The organism is Nocardioides dubius, from assembly GCF_039528155.1.
Lineage (GTDB): Bacteria > Actinomycetota > Actinomycetes > Propionibacteriales > Nocardioidaceae > Nocardioides > Nocardioides dubius.
Window position 1 is genome coordinate 371,033 of the sequence record NZ_BAAALG010000013.1, and the last position, 16,333, is coordinate 387,365.

Below are 16,333 nucleotides of genomic sequence, written 5' to 3' on the forward strand. Positions count from 1 at the left end.
TGCTGCTCCTATGCGCTTGCTGTGAGGTTACTGTGAACGTCGAGCTCGCGCTACCGGACGCGGGAGTGCTCAGGACTGGGTGACGCCGGAGCCACCGAGGTCCAGGCTGGACTCGTTGCTGCCCGACTCCGATCCGGAGGTGCCGCCGTCCGGCGCGGGCTGGCCGTCGGACTGGCCGGGCATCTGCGGCGGGGTGGAGCCGTCGGAGTCGCCGTTCTGTCCGGGTGGTGCGAACTGGCCGTCGCGTCCGAAGCCACCGGGACCGCCCGGGCGTCCCTCGCCCGGCTGGAACTGGCCGCGCCGGTCGGAGTGGTCGCCGTCGTCGGAGGCCACCGCGGCGATCGCGGAGCCGGTGCCGCCGCCGATGATCAGGCCGGCCAGCGCGGACGCCGTCAGCGCCTTCCAGCCCCAGACCCGTTCCCGGAGCCGGCTCTTGGCGGGGGCGTCCGGGGGAGGAGCCGCGGCGTAGCCGGGAGCGGGCTGCCCGGGCTGCGCGGCGCTGGGCTGCGGAGCGCCGGAGGACTGTGCGTAGGCGGTCGCAGGGTCGTGCGGTCCGGTGCCCGCGGCACCGGTCTCGGGGGTGCCCGGCTGTCCGGGGACCGCGCCGTGGGGGCGGGTGTCGTCGTGTTCGGTCATGCCCCCACGGTTGCTCGCCTGCCTGTGGATTTCCTGTGCCGCGATTACCGAGATGCTGTGAGGTGCCCTCGTAGGGGAGAATCGGGCGCGTTGTGCAGATCTCCTATCCTCCCCAGCTTCCGGTCAGCGCCCGCAGAGACGACATCGCTGAGGCCATTCGCGACCACCAGGTCGTGATCGTCGCCGGCGAGACCGGCTCCGGAAAGACCACCCAGCTGCCCAAGATCTGCCTCGAGCTCGGCCGTGGCAGCAGCGGGTTGATCGGCCACACCCAGCCGCGTCGGATCGCGGCCCGCTCGGTCGCCGAGCGGATCAGCGAGGAGCTGGCCGGCGACGGCATCGGCGCCGAGCTGGGTGACGTGGTCGGCTATCAGGTGCGCTTCACCGACCGCACCTCCAAGTCCTCGCGGATCAAGGTGATGACCGACGGCATCCTGCTCGCCGAGCTGCAGCGCGACCGGGATCTCAAGCGCTACGACACCCTGATCATCGACGAGGCCCACGAGCGCAGCCTCAACATCGACTTCATCCTCGGCTACCTCAAGCGGCTGCTGGCCAAGCGGCCGGACCTCAAGGTGATCATCACCTCGGCGACCATCGACCCCGAGCGGTTCGCCGAGCACTTCGCCGACCGCTCCGGCAAGCCCGCGCCGATCATCGAGGTCTCCGGGCGCACCTTCCCGGTCGAGATCCGCTACCGGCCGCTGGTCGAGCTGCCCGAGGCCGACGAGGACGGCGAGCCGGTGGTCCGCGACCAGACCGAGGCGATCGTCGACGCCGTTCGCGAGCTGAGCGCCGAGGGCCCCGGCGACGTCCTGGTCTTCCTGCCGGGCGAGCGGGAGATCCGCGACACCGCCGATGCGCTGAACGCGACCGACCGCAGCGGCCTGCTCGACGTGCTGCCGCTCTACTCGCGGCTCTCCGGCGCCGAGCAGCACCGCGTCTTCCACCCGCCGGCGTCGAGCCGGGTGCGCCGGATCGTGCTCGCCACCAACGTCGCCGAGACCTCGCTGACCGTGCCCGGCATCAAGTACGTGATCGACTCCGGCGTCGCCCGGATCAGTCGCTACTCGCTGCGCACCAAGGTGCAGCGACTGCCGATCGAGCCGATCAGCCAGGCCTCGGCCCACCAGCGCTCCGGCCGGTGCGGCCGAGTCTCGGAGGGCATCGCCGTCCGGCTCTACTCCGAAGAGGACTTCGAGGGGCGCCCGGAGTTCACCGACCCGGAGATCCTGCGCACCAACCTCGCCTCGGTGATCCTGCAGATGACGTCGCTGGGCCTCGGCGACCTTGGCCGCTTCCCGTTCGTGGAGCCGCCGGACAAGCGCAACGTGCAGGCCGGCAACCAGCTGCTGGAGGAGCTCGGCGCGATCACCTCGGCGCCGTCGTCTGCCGAGGAGGGCGGACGCGACGGCGGGCGCCGGCAACAGGCACGGCGCAGCGGGCCGCGGCTGACCAACCTCGGACGCCGCCTCGCGCGGCTGCCGATCGACCCGCGGCTGGGCCGGATGATCCTGGAGGCCGAGCGGGCCGGCTGTGCGCGCGAGGTGCTGGTGATCGCCGCGGCCCTCTCCTTGCAGGACCCGCGCGAACGGCCCGAGGAGCAGCGGGCCCAGGCCGACCAGCTGCATGCCCGGTTCACCGACAAGGGCTCCGACTTCATCACCTGGCTCAACCTGTGGCGGCATCTCAAGCAGCAGCAGCGCGAGCTCTCCTCCAGCGCGTTCCGGCGGATGTGCAAGCGCGAGCACCTCAACTACCTGCGAGTGCGGGAGTGGCAGGACTTCGAGTCCCAGCTGCGGCAGGTCTGCAAGGAGATGAAGATCGAGGTCGGCCGGCCGGCCGACGTGCCGGACGCCGACGGGATCCATCAGGCGCTGCTGTCAGGTCTGCTCTCGCACATCGGTCTGCTGGAGGAGCGGGAGAAGCCGGCCCCCGGCAAGCCGACGCAGCAGCGGCGTGGCCCACGCGAGTACCTGGGCGCACGGGGCGCACGGTTCGCGGTCTTCCCGGGCTCGGTGCTCAAGGGCAAGAACCCGCAGTTCCTGATGGCCGGCGAGCTGGTCGAGACGAGTCGGCTCTGGGCCCGGCAGAACGCCGCCATCCAGCCCGAGTGGGCCGAGCGGCTCGGCGCGCACCTGGTCAAGCGCAGCCACTCCGAGCCGCACTGGTCGACCAAGCGGGCCGCGGTGATGGCGCACGAGAAGGTGACTCTCTACGGCGTCCCGCTGGCCGCCGACCGGCTGGTCAACTACGGCACGATCGACGCGCCCTTGGCGCGCGAGCTCTTCATCCGGCATGCCCTGGTCTACGGCGAGTGGCGTGCGCTGGACTCCGGGCGCTACCGGTTCTACGAGCACAACCGGCGCCTGCTGGAGGAGGCCGAGGAGCTCGAGCACCGGGCGCGGCGCCGCGACATCGTCGTCGACGAGCACACTCTGTTCGACTTCTACGACGCCCGGATCGGCGCGGACGTCGTCAGCGGCGCGCACTTCGACCAGTGGTGGAAGAAGGAGCGGCAGCGCAACGGCAAGCTGCTGGACTTCGACCCCGACATGCTCACCCACGACACCGCCGACGAGATCCGCGCCGGCGACTACCCCGAGCACTGGCAGGCGGCGACCGACGGCGGCGGCGGGCTCACCTTCGACCTGAGCTACCACTTCGAGCCCGGCACCGCCGAGGACGGCGTCACCGTGCAGGTGCCGGTCGGCACTCTGAACCAGGTCGACGCCGGCCAGTTCAGCTGGAACGTGCCCGGCCTGCGCGAGGAGTTGGTCACCGCCCTGCTGCGCAGCCTGCCCAAGCACCTGCGGGTCAACTTCGTGCCGGCGCCCAACCGCGCCCGCGAGTTCCTGGCCGCCGTGCCGGCCGGCGAGGAGCCGCTGCTGGACGCCCTGGAGCGCTGGCTGCGCTCGACCACCGGCGTGGCCGTTCCCCGCGAGGCGTGGGACTACGCGAAGGTGCCCGACCACCTCAAGCCGACCTTCTCCATCGTCGACGAGAAGGGCCAGGAGCAGGGCCGCGGCAAGGATCTGGAGGCCCTCAAGGAGCCGCTGCGTCCCCGCTTCGCCGCGGCGATGGCGGAGGCCGCCGCCGACTCCGGGATCACCGTCACCGGCCAGCGCACGTGGACCTTCGGCGAGATCGAGAAGTCCTTCACCACCGTGCGTGCCGGCCACGAGGTGCGCGGATTCCCGGCCCTGGTCGACGAGGGCGACAGCGTCGGGCTGCAGGTCTTCGGCTCGGCGGCCGAGCAGGAGGCCCGGCACCGGCTCGGCGTGCTGCGCCTGCTGCTGTTGGAGACCAGGTCGCCGGTCAAGGAGATCCTGGACGGGCTCGGCAACGCCGAGAAGCTGCAGCTGGCCGGCTCGCCGTACGCCTCACACGCCGACCTCCTCGACGACTGCCGCGCCGCCGTCCTGCTGCAGGCGGTGGACGCCCGGCCATCGGTGCGCAGCGAGGACGCGTACCGGGCGCTGGTCGCCGGGATCGGCTCGCATGCCGACCTGGTCGCGGCCACCCGCGGGGTGCTCCAGGATGTCTTCGCGGTGCTCGACCTGTGGCGGCAGACCGACCGTGCGCTGAGCGGTCGCGCCGACATGCACACGCTGCCGGCGCTGACCGATCTCAAGGCCCAGCTGGGGCGCCTGGTCTACCGCGGCTTCGTCGTCGAGACCGGGATGACGCACCTGCGCGATCTGCCCCGCTACCTGCGCGCGATGCTGGTGCGCCGGGAGCGGCTGGAGAGCCAGCTGGCGCGTGACCGCCAGCTGATGGACCAGATCGGCGAGCTGCAGGAGGCGTACCTGAACCGGGTCGCGGCGCTGCCGAAGGGCCGTCCGCCGGACGCCGACCTGCGCAAGGTCCGCTGGATGTTGGAGGAGTACCGGGTCTCGCTGTGGGCGCAGCAGCTCGGCACGAAGGAGTCGGTCTCGGACGCCCGGATCCGCAAGGCCTTGGGCTGAGCAGGTGCCACGTAAGGTGGAGCGGTGACGTCGCGCCCCCACCACCGCCCGCTGACCCCCGGTGACGCCTTCTTCGAGGCCGTCGAGGGCGGTGCCGACCCGGCCCTGGTGACCGAGGCCGCCGAGCGGGCGGCGGCGCTGCTGGTGCGCGGCGCGCGCGGCAGCGAGGACCAGGAGCTGATCGGCCGGCTGGTGCATCTGGCCGAGGCCGAGGGCCTGGAGGCGTTGGCCGACCTGTGGGCCGGCTCCCCGGCCGAGTCGCTGGCCGGCTGCCTGTGGCGGCTCTACCTGGTGCGCGAGTGGGTGCACGCCCAGCCGTTGGAGGCGTCCCTGCAGTTCGACACCGGACGCCGGGTGGCTGAGGTCGATCACGTCGTGGCCGGCGTCGCCGACCCGCCGGGACCGGACGAGGTCCGCGCGATGGTGGACGCCGTCCTGCGGGGGATCGCCGAGACGGACTTCGCCGACGTCCTGCTGCGGGCGGCTGCCTTCGCGCAGGTGATCGCCGCCGGGAGGGCCGCGTTGGAGATCGCCAGCGCGGGCCAGATGCACGCCCTCGCCGAGCAGCTCGCCGAGGCCGCGCGCCACGAGCTGGCCGGCAGCCTGCACTGAGCACCGCTCGGGGCACTGTGGTCGAGCTGTCGAGACCTCGCCGGAAGCTGATGCACGCCGGACCGGGAGCGCCTCACGGCGCGTGGCCGCTCTAGGCGGCTAATTTTGGGACCCGGGGCTGCCGCGGCCCGGCGTGCGATGCCTATCGTACGTGCCGATCGGCTCCCTCGAAAGCCAGCCGGATCCGCATAGGCTCCGGGCATGAGCGATGCCCCGCAGGTGAGCTACACGCCCGAGTCCGACGGCGAGCCTGACCCAGGCGAAGTGGTCTGGGCCTGGGTTCCCTACGAGGAGGACCCGTCCCAGGGCAAGGACCGGCCGGTGCTGTTGCTGGCCCGCGACGGCGAGCACTGGCTGGCGCTGCAGCTGACGTCGGTCGACCACGATCGCGACGAGGAGCAGGAGGCGCGCGCCGGACGGCTCTGGATGGACGTCGGCAGCGGCGACTGGGACCGCGAGCGCCGTCCCAGCGAGGTCCGGATCAACCGGCTCCTGCGGATCGACGACGCCACCGTGCGTCGCGAGGGCGCCGCCCTGCCCGAGCACGTCTTCAACGCCGTCGTCGCCCAGGCCCGCCTGCACCTCCCGATCTGACCCGCCTCGCCTCTCCAGGGACTATCCCAGAAGGGTGTGGAAGATCTAGCGGGTCTCGGCGCGGTTGGCGGCGGCCTGGACGCCGGCCTTGACCAGCAGGAAGGGCAGGGCGAGGGTGGCCAGGGCGGTGGTCAGCCAGACCACGACGGTCGCCGCGATCCAGGTGCCGACGCCGGAGATCGAGAGGGCGTCGCCCCACGCGACGGCGACCAGCAGCGCGAGGAAGGTGGCGACCAGGCCGGAGCCGCCGAGGAAGGCGGCGGCGTGCCGGGCCGCCATCTTCATCACGAACGGCGAGATCACCAGCTGGATCACCGAGTAGATCACGACCACGGCGAGGAAGCCGGAGACCTGGATGCGGACGTCGTCCAACACCCAGGAGGCGACCAGGATGCCCAGCGCGGCTGAGGCGAAGAAGACGGCGGCGCGGATCAGCATGCGGATCATCGGAAGCTCCCTACTCCAGGACGGATGCGAGCGAGGACCGTCAGGACTGCTGATGGGGTGACGGTGCCCGGCACCCCATCACATCACCTCGCCGGCCGTTTGCGCACCAATTGAGAGCTTTGCTCAGAGCAGCGGCGCGGCGGCGACTGCGGCCTTGGCGGCCGGGTCGTCGCTCGGCCAGGCCTGACCCTCGACGTCGATCAGCACGATGCTGATCCGCGTGCCGACCCGGTTGATCGCCACGCCCTGGTACTCCTGCGGGTCCTTGCCGGTGACCAGGTAGGTCTGCGCTTCGCCCGCGGAGACCGGGACCGTGGCCAGCGGGCCGACCTTGGCGACGTCGGCGTTGTTCGCCGCGCACTTGGTGCGCCACGACTTCAGCACCTGGTGCGAGCGCCAGGCCGACTTCTTGTCGGCGAACTCCGCCACCAGCTGCTCGGCGTCGACGCCCTCGCCTGCGTCGAACTCGCGCACCACCGCCTCCATCGCGCCGATGTCGACCAGGGAGACCTGGGCGCACTCGCCGAACGGCTCGCCGTCGTCCGGCTCGGTGCTGGCGAGCGTCCAGGCGGCGCTGCCGACGGCGGGCAACGACTCGGCGGGGAGCAGGTGCGCCGCGAGACCCTCGGCCGGCGGTGCGGCGCTCGGGTCGCTGCTGCCGGTGGCGTCGGGGGCCGACGTGGTGGGCTCCTCGGTCGCCGGCGGGGTGCTCGTGGGCGTGGACGACGGGGTGGTGGCGGCCGACGGGTCGGTGCCGCTGGAGTCCGTGCCGTCGTCATCGCTGCAGGCAGCGAGGGGGAGGAGGAGGACGCCGGCGGTGGCCAGGCCGGCCAGGCCACGAAGGGGAAGGCTCATATCGTCCAACATAGGGGAGTCGGCGGAGCCTCCGAAGGGGGCGCGCGGGCGTGCGGGATGTCTCACCGCCGAGCCTGGTGAGGGTCTTCGCCCCGAAGCGGTCGGGGTGGACCGCTATCGTGTCGGGGAATCAGGAATCACCAGTAAGGGGCAACAAGGCGTGAAGACGCGTGCGTTGATGGCAGCCGGGGCGCTGCTCCTGGCGACTGTTCTTGCCGGGTGCTCGGCCGACTCCGACAACCCGCCGCCAGACCGGCAGGGCACGGCCAAGAAGCCGGTCAAGCTCACCTTCATGGCCTACGGGGCCGCGGAGGAGGTCGAGGCGCTCAAGGGCACCGTGGCCCAGTTCAACCAGGACAACCCGAAGGTCAAGGTCTCCTTCACGGCGGTCGACAGCGAGCAGGCCGTGGTCAAGGCCCTGCGCAGCGAGACCCCGCCCGACATCTACCTGCTCTCGCGCCAGGATCTCGGCACGGTGGTCAGCGAGAAGCTGAACCAGCCGCTCGACGAGCTGCTGGCCGCGCGCGACATCGCCTTCGGCGACGACTACAAGCGCGATGCGCTGATGGCGTTCTCCGAGGAGGGTCGCCTGCAGTGCATGCCGTACGCGGTCTCGCCGATGGTGATCTACTTCAACACCAACCTGATCGACTGGAACGCGATGCGCGAGGCCGACCTGCCGACGCCGCGCTCGCACGCCTTCTGGACCTTCGACCAGTTCGCGGCCGCTGCCGAGTTCGCAGCCAGCCGTCCGGGTGCCAAGGGCGTGCACATCGACCCGACGCTGGAGGGCATCGCCCCCTTCATCTACTCCGGTGGTGGCGAGCTCTTCGACGACCCGAAGCAGCCCACCTCGCTGACGCTCTCGGAGGAGAAGGACCGCGAGGCACTGGCCGAGGTGCTCGACGTGCTGCGCAACAACCAGTTGACGCCGACGCCCAAGCAGTTGGAGAAGTCCGACGCGCTGGAGCGCTTCACCACCGGCAAGCTCGGCATGATCGCGGGCTACCGCAACCTGGTGCCGGAGTTGCGCAAGACCCCGAGCCTGCAGTTCGACGTGATGCCGATGCCGGCGATCGACAACGAGCGCACCATCGGCGACGTGAAGGGCCTCTGCATCTCGGCCACGCCGGGCAGCACCTCGGCGGCAGCCGACTTCGTGGTGCACGCGATGGCGCCCGAGGCGGTCGCCGAGGTCGCCAAGGCGGGCTACCTGGTCCCGGCCTCCAACGAGGTCGCCGAGTCCGACGCCTTCCTGCAGCGCGACCAGCTGCCGGCCCACGCCGAGGTCTTCAACCGGTCGGTGCGCGACATCGTGACCCCGCCCGCGCTGGAGATCTGGAGTCTGCTGGAGGAGGCGCTGGCCCCGCACCTGCACCAGCTCTTCTACGCCCGCGTGCTGGAGGACCTCCAGGCCGCTACCGAGGAGATCGACGAGATCTCCCGGACGGTGCTCACGCCGCCGGCGGAGGAGACCGAGTCGCCGTCCGGCACCGCGGACCCGTCCAGCAGCAGCGACCCCACGCCGACGAGCAGCAGCTCGCCCTGACGGCGCGGACCTACGCCCGCTGACCGCGCGCACTCACCCTCGGGTGGGTGCGCGCGTCGCGTTGGTGCGCGGCTCAGGAGGCGTCGCGTGCGCTGAGGATCGCCTCGGCCAGCAGCGGCGCCGTGAGCTCCACCTGCCACGGCCGCGCGCGGTAGCCGCGCAGCGCCTCGCCGACCGCCTCGACCAGCTCATGGGCGGTGGCGTCCGGTGGCGTCCAGAGCACCCGCCGCATGGTGTCGGGCGTGAGCAGGTTCTCGGTCGGGACCGAGACGTGCTCGGAGAGCTCGGTCATCGCCTCCTTGGCGAGCGCCAGGCGCTGACCGGCCTCCGGGTCCTTCTCCGCCCAGGCGCGGGGGATCGGCGGGCCGTTGGTGCGGGCGTTGCGGGTGGGCAGCTCGTCCTCGCCGAGGGCAGCCGCCTCCCGGATCGCGGTGATCCACTCGCGGGCGTGCCGTGACGCGCCGCGGCCGGTGAAGCCGGCCGTCGCGAGCAGGGCGCCGCGGTCGCTGGGGATCGCCTGGGCGGCGGCGATGATCGCGGAGTCCGGGATCAGCCGGCTCGGGGTGACGTCGCGCTGGGCGGCGATGGTGTCGCGGGCGATCCACAGCTCCCGCACCACGGCCAGGCCGCGCCGGCTGCGGACCCGGTGCAGCTGCGAGGTGCGACGCCACGGCTCGGCACGCTGAGCGGGCTCGAAGCCGAGCAGGAACTCGAACTCCTGGCGGGCCCACTCGGCCTTGCCGGCCTCCTCGAGCTCGGTGCGCATCACCTCGCGCAGGGCGACCAGCGGCTCGACGTCGAGCGCGGCGTACTCCAGCCACGGCTCGGGCAGCGGGCGCTTGGACCAGTCGACGGCGGAGTGCTCCTTGCGCAGCGCCTGGCCGAGCGCGGACTCGACCAGCGTCGCCAGGCCGACCCGCGGGTAGCCGAGCAGCCGGCCGGCGAGCTCGGTGTCGAAGAGGCTGCCGGGGTGCAGGCCGACCTCGCCGAGGCAGGGCAGGTCCTGGGTCGCAGCGTGCAGGATCCACTCGGTGCCGCCGATCACCTCCTGCAGGGCGCCCATCTCACCGACCAGGGTCGGGTCGATCAGGGCGGTGCCGGAGCCCTCGCGGCGCAGCTGGATCAGGTATGCGCGAGCGGAGTAGCGGTAGCCGGAGGCACGCTCGGCGTCGACCGCGACCGGTCCGGTGCCCTCCGCGAACCGGGCGACGACGTCGCTCAGGCCCTCGGGGGTGTCGACGACCGGCGGCAGGCCCTCGCTCAGCGCGAGCAGCGGGGCGGGCGTCTTCTCGACCGTGGGCTCTTCGGGGGCGTCGGTCACGAGGCGGAACCGTGGGCAGGACGTCGTGACGACATCGCGGTGACGCCGTCGGGGACCGGCTCGAGGCCGACTGATGTGCACAACAACTCGCCCCATGCCTCCACATGTGCGCGGACGTCGCCGGAGTCGGGAACGTCGGGTGTCCAGGATGCGCGCACCTCGAGCTGCGCGCTGCGCTCCTCGTCCGCCATCGCCCCGAAGTTCTCGACGGCGACGCGGGTGACGGTGCCCGATGCCGCGGTGTACTGGGCGCCGTGCGCGGAGAGGGCGTCGGTGAGCCAGCTCCAACCGACCTCCCCGAGCAGCGGATCGGTGACCAGGCCGGGGTCGATCTCGGCGCGGGCGTAGGCCACGAACCGGAACTCGCCGCCCCAGGCCGGGTTGCCGTCGGGGTCGTGCAGCAGGATCAGCCGGCCGGTGCCGAGATCCTCGTCGTCGACGACGACGTCGGCCGACAGAGCCGTGGCGTAGGGGGCGATCCGCTGCGGTGCCGGCATCGGCTCGCTCTCGACCTCCGGGCGCAGTCGAGCGGCATTCATGGACGCCGCAGCGGCCGCGAACAACGCGGGCTGCGGCCCAGCGCCCGGGGCAGGGCGCGCCTCACGACCGACGACCATGGGTCCAGCCTAGGTCGCCCACCACCGCCCGGATGCGGTGCCACGCCGCCTGACCTGCGAGGATTCGATGCGTGACTGCTCTCACTGACTCGGTCTTCCTCCGCGCCGCACGTGGTGAGGAGGTGTCGCACACCCCGGTCTGGTTCATGCGCCAGGCGGGCCGCTCGCTCCCGGAGTACCTCAAGGTGCGTGAGGGCATCGGCATGCTCGAGTCCTGCATGGACCCCGATCTCGTCACCGAGATCACCCTGCAGCCGGTGCGCCGCTACGGCGTGGACGCGGCGATCTTCTTCTCCGACATCGTGCTGCCGCTCAAGGCGGTCGGCGTCGACCTCGACATCAAGGCCGGCATCGGCCCGGTGGTCGCGAACCCGGTCCGCACGCTGGCCGACGTGGAGGCGATCCCGGACCTCACCCCGGAGCACGTCGGCTTCATCACCCAGGCCGTGCGCAACCTGGTGGGCGAGCTCGGCGGCACCCCGCTGATCGGCTTCGCCGGCGCTCCGTTCACGGTCGCCTCCTACCTGGTGGAGGGCGGCCCGAGCAAGGAGCACGCCAAGACCAAGGCGATGATGTTCGGCGCCCCGGAGGTGTGGGACGCCCTGATGCGCAAGATCGCCGGCATCGCCTCGGCCTACCTCAAGGTGCAGGTGGACGCCGGCGCCAGCGCGATCCAGCTCTTCGACTCGTGGGCCGGAGCGCTGACGCCGGAGGACTACCGCACCGCGGTGATGCCGCACTCGCAGCGGGTGCTCACCGAGGCCGGCGAGCTCGGGGTGCCGCGGATCCACTTCGGGGTCGGCACCAGCAACCTGCTCACCCTGATGGGCGAGGCCGGTGCGGACGTCGTCGGCGTCGACTGGCGCACCCCGCTCTCGGAGGCGATCGGCAAGGTCGGCGACCGCGGCGTGCAGGGCAACCTGGACCCGACCCTGGTCTTCGCGCCGACGGAGGTGATGCTGGAGCGCGCCGCCCAGGTGATCGAGGCCGGCCGTGCGGCCAAGGGGCACATCTTCAACCTGGGCCACGGCGTCATCCCGTCGACGAACCCGGACCAGCTGAAGCGGCTCACCGACTTCGTGCACTCCTACGCCTGAGCGCGGATCGAGCAGGTCCGGGGCTCATCACCCCCGCGGCTGAGCCCCGGCACCTGCTCGCCCGAGTGAGTGGCCGGCTCAGCCCTCGGCGGGCTCGACGGTGCTCTGCCGGGAGCGGCGGCCGTGGCGCACCAGCAGCCAGACCGGCACCCCGATCAGGCCGCCGACGGCGAGGAACGGCAGCGCGGCGCCGACCCCGGTGGCCACCGCGGTGGCTCCCGTGCCGAGCGCGTCCCAGCCGTCCTGGAGGCCGCCGAGGAACCCGTCCTGGTCCTCGTCGCCGGTCGGCGGCTCTTCCTTCATCTCCAGGCGGAGGTTGACGGTGATCGTGGAGAGCGAGGTGCGGTCGTTGAGCCACGCCAGCCGGGACTTCAGCGAGTCGAGGTCGGCCTGGCGTCGCGCCAGCTGGCCCTCGATCGCGATCACCTGATCCAGGTTCGCCGCGCTGGCGAGCAGGGACTCGATCCGGGCCAGGCTCTTCTCCTGGGCCCGCACTCGGGCGCGGACGTCGATCACCTCGGTGGTGACGTCCTTCGCGTTGGTCCGGGAGCTCAGGTTGGTGCCGACCTTCTCCAGCGCCTGCATGGTGGCCGCGAACCTGGCGGCCGGCACCCGGGCGACGAGGCGGACGTGGGTGAGCTCGCCGTCGGTGTCGGCGGTCGCCTTCTCCGCGGAGACCTCGCCCTGCTCGGCGTCGAGGATCTCCTGGACCTGGGCGCGGGCGGTGGCGACCTCCGGCGAGCGCATCGCCACGGTCCCGGTGCGGATCACCGCCTCGCGGACCGGGGTCTCCTCCTTCACGTCGCGGCCGGTGGAGGCCACGCTGTTCAACTGGGGGCTCGCGCTGTCGAGGGTGTCGGCGGCATCGGAGAGGTCGTCGGCGTCGCCGCCCGCCGGCTCGGCCTCGACGGCAGGCGTTGCCATGGGGTCCGGCCGGCTGCTGGAGGAGGCGTCGCCGTCGCCATCGGAGGCGCAGGCGCCGATGGCGCCGAGGGCGATCAGTGCCACCGAGGCGGCGGCCAGGCGGCGGTAGCGCTGCGGCAAGGTGCTCATGGCGATGAGACGCCATGAGCACCGATCAGGTTCCCGTCGCCTCGACCGGGTAGCTCCGGACCTGGCGGGCCTGGCGGACCAGGGCGGCGGCGAGGTCGTGCGCGGCGGTGGGCAGTTGGCCGACGTCGCGGTGCTGCAGGCTGAGGGTGACCGCCGGGACCGGGGTGGCCAGTGGGCGGGCGACCAACAGGCCGGTGCGCTCCAACGGGTCGCCGGCGACGCTGAAGTCGGGGAGCACCGTGACCCCGATGCCCTCCGCGACCAGCACCTTGCCCATCTCGGCACCGTCGGTGCTGCACACCAGGTGCGGGTGCTCGCCGTCGAGCAGGCGCCGGGTGAAGCGGTGCATCAGGTAGCCGGTGCGCATCGCGATGAACGGCTCCGCCTTGAAGTCGCTGAGGCTGATCGCGGGTTGGGCGGCCAGCGGGTGGTCGGCGCGCAGCACGACGACGGGGTGGCCGCTGATCAGGTCGATGCTGCGGATGCCCGGGGGGACGTCGTCGCTCTCCAGCCGGTTCACCAGGCCGAGGTCGAGGCTGCCCTCCAGCAGCCCCTCATGGATCGCGACCTGGCGCGCGTTGATCATCTCGACGTGGGCATGCGGACGCGCGGCCCGGAAGGCGCTGAGGGCGGGGGCGACCAGCGGCACGGTGCCGGCGTTGACAGTGGCCAGCCGGACCAGCTGACCCGCGTGATGCTGCTTGTCCGCGGCGCTGCGCAGCCGTTCGACGGCGTCGAGGACGTCCTGCATGTGCTGGAGCAGGTCGCGCCCGTCGCGGCTGATCCGAGCACCTGAGCGGCGTCGGTCGAGCAGGTTGACGCCGAGCTCGCGCTCCAGGTTGCGCACCGACTCGCTCAGCGCCGGCTGGGAGAGGTGCAGGTGCTCGCTGGCGCGACGCAGGGAGCCGTGCCGGGTGACGGCGGTGAGGTATTCCAACTGCTCGATGCGCATCTGATCGCCTGTCTGCTCGTGCTGCCGTGACGCCGGGTGATCGGCCCGGGTCGGGGCCCCGATCGGTGAACCAGGTGATCGGTTGCGCCGAATCGGGGTTGTCCGTCTGCCCAATACTACACAAAATTGCTAGACAAAGATTGATTGATCACGGTGGAAGGAAACGGATGACACTCACCTCATCGGCGCTCGGCTCGGGCGCGAGTGCGTGGAGCGGCCCGGCGCCGCGCACGCCGCAGGAGTGGCTGCAGCGCGCCGAAGCGGTCGCCGCGCAGTTGGCGATCGACGCGGTGCGGCGGGACCGGGTCGGCGCGAGCCCGGTTGCCGAAGTGCGGCTGCTCAAGGAGTCGGGCCTGGTCACCCTGCTCGGACCGGTCGCGCACGGTGGCGGCGGCCAGGACTGGACGACCGCCTTCCAGGTGATCCGCCGGGTGGCTGCCGGGGACGGCTCGATCGGCCAGCTGCTCGGCTATCACTACCTGTGGTTCTGGGCGGTCCGCCTGGTCGGCACGCCTGAGCAGATCGCCGCGGTCGAGGAGCAGGCCACGCGCGAGCGGTGGTTCTTCGGCGGTGCGGTCAACCCGCGCGATGCGGACCTGGTGATCACCGAGGAGGGCGACGAGCTGGTCTTCAATGGCCGCAAGTCGTTCTCCACCGGTGGCCGGGTCTCCGACGTGATCGTGCTGGAGGGCGTGATCGCCGGCACCGAGAAGCACGTCTTCGCGATCGTGCCCACCCAGCAGCCGGGGCTCCGCTTCCTCGACGACTGGGACAACCTCGGGATGCGGCTCACCGAGAGCGGCGGCGTGGAGATCTCCGGCGTCCGGGTGCCGTGGGCCGCGGCGGCGGGCTATCTGGACCGCGAGTTCCAGCCCCGCGTCTACAACACCCTGAACGTGCCGCTGATCCAGCTGGTCTTCACCAACTTCTATCTCGGCATCGCCCACGGTGCCCTGCGCACGGCCGCGACCTACACCCGGGAGCGGACCCGGGCCTGGCCGTATGCCAACGACGTCAAGCAGGCGGCGAGCGAGGAGTTCTACGTCGCCGAGATCTACGGCGCCCTGCAGGTCAAGCTGTGGTCGGCGGAGGCGCTGGCCGAGCGTGCGGCAGGGCTGATCGAGCAGATCAACGCCCACGCCGACGACGTCACCGAGGCGGAGCGCGGCGAGGCGGCGGTGGTGATCGCCGCGGCAAAGGTGGCGGCGATCGACGCCGGTCTCGAGATCGGCAACAGGGTCTTCGACGTGACCGGGGCGCGGGCCACCGCGAGCTCGGTCGGGCTCGACATCTACTGGCGCAACCTGCGCACGCACAGCCTGCACGACCCGGTGGCGCACAAGGTCGCCGAGGTCGGCCGCTATGCGTTCCTCGGCGAGCTGCCCGAGCCGAGCTGGTACACGTGAGCGCGCCTCGAGCGCTGGACCGCGCACAGGAGCGGTTCGCGCCGCTTTTCGCCAAGATCGCCGAGGGCACGCTGGCGCGCGAGCTCGACGGCGTGCTCCCGAGCGAGCAGGTGGGCTGGTTGAAGGAGGCCGGCTTCGGGGCGTTGCGCGTGCCCGTCGAGTTCGGCGGGTACGGCCTGACGCTCGCCGAGCAGACCCAGCTGTGGATCGATCTCGCGGCGGCCGATGCGAACCTGCCGCAGGCGCTGCGCGGCCACGCCGCCTTCGCGGAGGACCGGCTCTACCAGCACCGCCTCGGTGATGATCAGAGCGCCTGGTTCGCCCGCTTCGTGGCAGGGGAGGTTGCCGGGAATGCTTGGTCGGAGACCGGGGCGACGGCGATCGACACCCAGCAGACGGTGCTCACGGCCGACGGCGACGGCTACCGCCTCGACGGCCGGAAGTTCTACACCACCGGCAGCATCTTCGCCGAGTGGATGGACGTCTACGCCCGCCATGAGGACGGCCACTTCGTGATCGCGATCGTCGCCACCGCTCAACCCGGCGTGGAGGTCCGCGACGACTGGGACGGCTTCGGGCAGCGCGGCACGGGCAGTGGCACGGCGATCTTCACCGGCGCGCAGGTGTGGGCCGAGGACGTGATCGCCTTCGCCGACCGCTTCCCGTACCAGACCGCGCTGTACCAGTTGAACCTGCTGGCCGTGCTCACCGGCATCGGCAAGGCTGCGTTGCGCGACGTCGTCGACGGCGTCCGGGCTCGGGAGCGCAACTACTCCCACGCCAACGCGGCGCGGGTGCGCGACGATCCGCAGGTGCTGGCCCGGGTCGGCGAGATCGCCGCGGCGGTCTATGCCGCAGAGGCGACGACGCTACGCGTGGCCGAGGAGATCGAGGCTGCCCATGGCGCGGTGAGCGCGGACGCCGGCGCCTCCGCCGTCGTCAACGAGGACGCCGAGGTGGCGAGTGCCGCCGCGCAGGTGGTGGTCACCGATCTGATCCTCAAGGCCACCAGCGACCTCTTCGACACGCTGGGCGCGTCGGCCACGGCGCGGAGCAAGGGGCTGGATCGGCACTGGCGCAATGCGCGCACCGTCTCCTCGCACAACCCTCGGATCCTCAAGGCCCGGGTGGTCGGTGCGTTCGAGGTGAACGGCACGCCGCCGCCCTATGCCTGGGCGATCGGCACGACCCAGCGGGACGCCGCCGGGGCTGCGCGGCCCTGATCT

14 protein-coding genes are annotated in these 16,333 nt (G+C 71.9%); 7 read left to right on the plus strand and 7 right to left on the minus strand.

The window, feature by feature from the left end; all coding sequences use genetic code 11:
• Positions 1-69: 69 nt before the first annotated feature.
• Positions 70-636 (minus strand): hypothetical protein, encoded by a 567-nt coding sequence (locus ABD151_RS18880; RefSeq protein WP_343996374.1) that lies wholly within the window; start codon positions 634-636, stop codon positions 70-72.
• A 92-nt stretch (positions 637-728) separates the two neighbouring features.
• On the opposite strand from ABD151_RS18880, the gene hrpA reads away from it, so the two are divergent.
• The 3 genes from hrpA to ABD151_RS18895 all read left to right on the plus strand — a co-directional run bounded on the left by hrpA (position 729) and on the right by ABD151_RS18895 (position 5,810).
• The gene (gene hrpA / locus ABD151_RS18885; protein ID WP_343996375.1) at positions 729-4,604 is read left to right on the plus strand and encodes an ATP-dependent RNA helicase HrpA; all 3,876 of its coding nucleotides are present in this window, start codon (positions 729-731) and stop codon (positions 4,602-4,604) included.
• 24 nt (positions 4,605-4,628) lie between these two features.
• Complete coding sequence (locus tag ABD151_RS18890) at positions 4,629-5,216, plus strand: hypothetical protein (RefSeq protein ID WP_343996376.1); 588 nt, start codon at positions 4,629-4,631, stop codon at positions 5,214-5,216.
• Between the two features lie 201 nt (positions 5,217-5,417).
• Positions 5,418-5,810, plus strand: a complete 393-nt coding sequence (locus ABD151_RS18895; RefSeq protein WP_343996377.1) for a type II toxin-antitoxin system PemK/MazF family toxin — start codon at positions 5,418-5,420, stop codon at positions 5,808-5,810.
• Positions 5,811-5,855: 45 nt separating this feature from the next.
• Here ABD151_RS18895 and ABD151_RS18900 read toward each other — a convergent pair whose 3' ends face one another.
• A complete protein-coding gene (locus tag ABD151_RS18900) occupies positions 5,856-6,257 on the minus strand; it encodes a hypothetical protein (RefSeq protein ID WP_343996378.1) in 402 nt (133 codons plus the stop codon).
• A gap of 123 nt (positions 6,258-6,380) precedes the next feature.
• Positions 6,381-7,112, minus strand: a complete 732-nt coding sequence (locus ABD151_RS18905) for a hypothetical protein (protein ID WP_343996379.1) — start codon at positions 7,110-7,112, stop codon at positions 6,381-6,383.
• A 160-nt stretch (positions 7,113-7,272) separates the two neighbouring features.
• Between ABD151_RS18905 and ABD151_RS18910 the strand changes: the two genes are divergently transcribed.
• Positions 7,273-8,661, plus strand: a complete 1,389-nt coding sequence (locus ABD151_RS18910) for an ABC transporter substrate-binding protein (RefSeq protein ID WP_343996380.1) — start codon at positions 7,273-7,275, stop codon at positions 8,659-8,661.
• Between the two features lie 73 nt (positions 8,662-8,734).
• On the opposite strand, the gene ABD151_RS18915 is transcribed toward ABD151_RS18910, so the two are convergent.
• Both ABD151_RS18915 and ABD151_RS18920 read right to left on the minus strand, forming a co-directional pair.
• On the minus strand, positions 8,735-9,982 hold the full coding sequence (locus ABD151_RS18915) for an HRDC domain-containing protein (RefSeq protein WP_343996381.1): 1,248 nt from the start codon (positions 9,980-9,982) through the stop codon (positions 8,735-8,737).
• Complete coding sequence (locus tag ABD151_RS18920) at positions 9,979-10,599, minus strand: DUF3000 domain-containing protein (RefSeq protein WP_343996382.1); 621 nt, start codon at positions 10,597-10,599, stop codon at positions 9,979-9,981. Before ABD151_RS18920 ends, ABD151_RS18915 begins: the two co-directional genes overlap by 4 nt.
• Positions 10,600-10,670: 71 nt before the next feature.
• Here ABD151_RS18920 and hemE point away from each other — a divergent pair, with 71 nt between their 5' ends.
• Positions 10,671-11,696 (plus strand): uroporphyrinogen decarboxylase, encoded by a 1,026-nt coding sequence (hemE, locus tag ABD151_RS18925; protein WP_343996383.1) that lies wholly within the window; start codon positions 10,671-10,673, stop codon positions 11,694-11,696.
• Positions 11,697-11,774: 78 nt separating this feature from the next.
• Here hemE and ABD151_RS18930 read toward each other — a convergent pair whose 3' ends face one another.
• Both ABD151_RS18930 and ABD151_RS18935 read right to left on the minus strand, forming a co-directional pair.
• Complete coding sequence (locus ABD151_RS18930) at positions 11,775-12,749, minus strand: DUF4349 domain-containing protein (protein WP_343996384.1); 975 nt, start codon at positions 12,747-12,749, stop codon at positions 11,775-11,777.
• Positions 12,750-12,774: 25 nt separating this feature from the next.
• Positions 12,775-13,701 (minus strand): LysR family transcriptional regulator, encoded by a 927-nt coding sequence (locus tag ABD151_RS18935; RefSeq protein WP_343996385.1) that lies wholly within the window; start codon positions 13,699-13,701, stop codon positions 12,775-12,777.
• Positions 13,702-13,868: 167 nt separating this feature from the next.
• On the opposite strand from ABD151_RS18935, the gene ABD151_RS18940 reads away from it, so the two are divergent.
• Together ABD151_RS18940 and ABD151_RS18945 are read left to right on the plus strand one after the other, a co-directional pair.
• Positions 13,869-15,107, plus strand: coding sequence for an acyl-CoA dehydrogenase family protein (locus ABD151_RS18940; protein ID WP_343996386.1), 1,239 nt, complete (start codon positions 13,869-13,871; stop codon positions 15,105-15,107).
• Complete coding sequence (locus tag ABD151_RS18945) at positions 15,104-16,330, plus strand: acyl-CoA dehydrogenase family protein (protein ID WP_343996387.1); 1,227 nt, start codon at positions 15,104-15,106, stop codon at positions 16,328-16,330. The genes ABD151_RS18940 and ABD151_RS18945 overlap by 4 nt, the downstream gene beginning before the upstream one ends.
• The last annotated feature ends 3 nt before the right edge of the window (positions 16,331-16,333 follow it).

Excerpts from the sequence above, each read along its gene's own strand:
- ABD151_RS18880 (WP_343996374.1), bottom strand. The coding sequence starts at position 636 with ATGACCGAACACGACGACACCCGCCCCCACGGCGCGGTCCCCGGACAG.
- ABD151_RS18895 (WP_343996377.1), top strand. The coding sequence starts at position 5,418 with ATGAGCGATGCCCCGCAGGTGAGCTACACGCCCGAGTCCGACGGCGAG.
- ABD151_RS18900 (WP_343996378.1), bottom strand. The coding sequence starts at position 6,257 with ATGATCCGCATGCTGATCCGCGCCGCCGTCTTCTTCGCCTCAGCCGCG.
- ABD151_RS18905 (WP_343996379.1), bottom strand. The coding sequence starts at position 7,112 with ATGAGCCTTCCCCTTCGTGGCCTGGCCGGCCTGGCCACCGCCGGCGTC.
- ABD151_RS18920 (WP_343996382.1), bottom strand. The coding sequence starts at position 10,599 with ATGGTCGTCGGTCGTGAGGCGCGCCCTGCCCCGGGCGCTGGGCCGCAG.
- ABD151_RS18930 (WP_343996384.1), bottom strand. The coding sequence starts at position 12,749 with ATGAGCACCTTGCCGCAGCGCTACCGCCGCCTGGCCGCCGCCTCGGTG.
- ABD151_RS18935 (WP_343996385.1), bottom strand. The coding sequence starts at position 13,701 with ATGCGCATCGAGCAGTTGGAATACCTCACCGCCGTCACCCGGCACGGC.
- ABD151_RS18940 (WP_343996386.1), top strand. The coding sequence starts at position 13,869 with ATGACACTCACCTCATCGGCGCTCGGCTCGGGCGCGAGTGCGTGGAGC.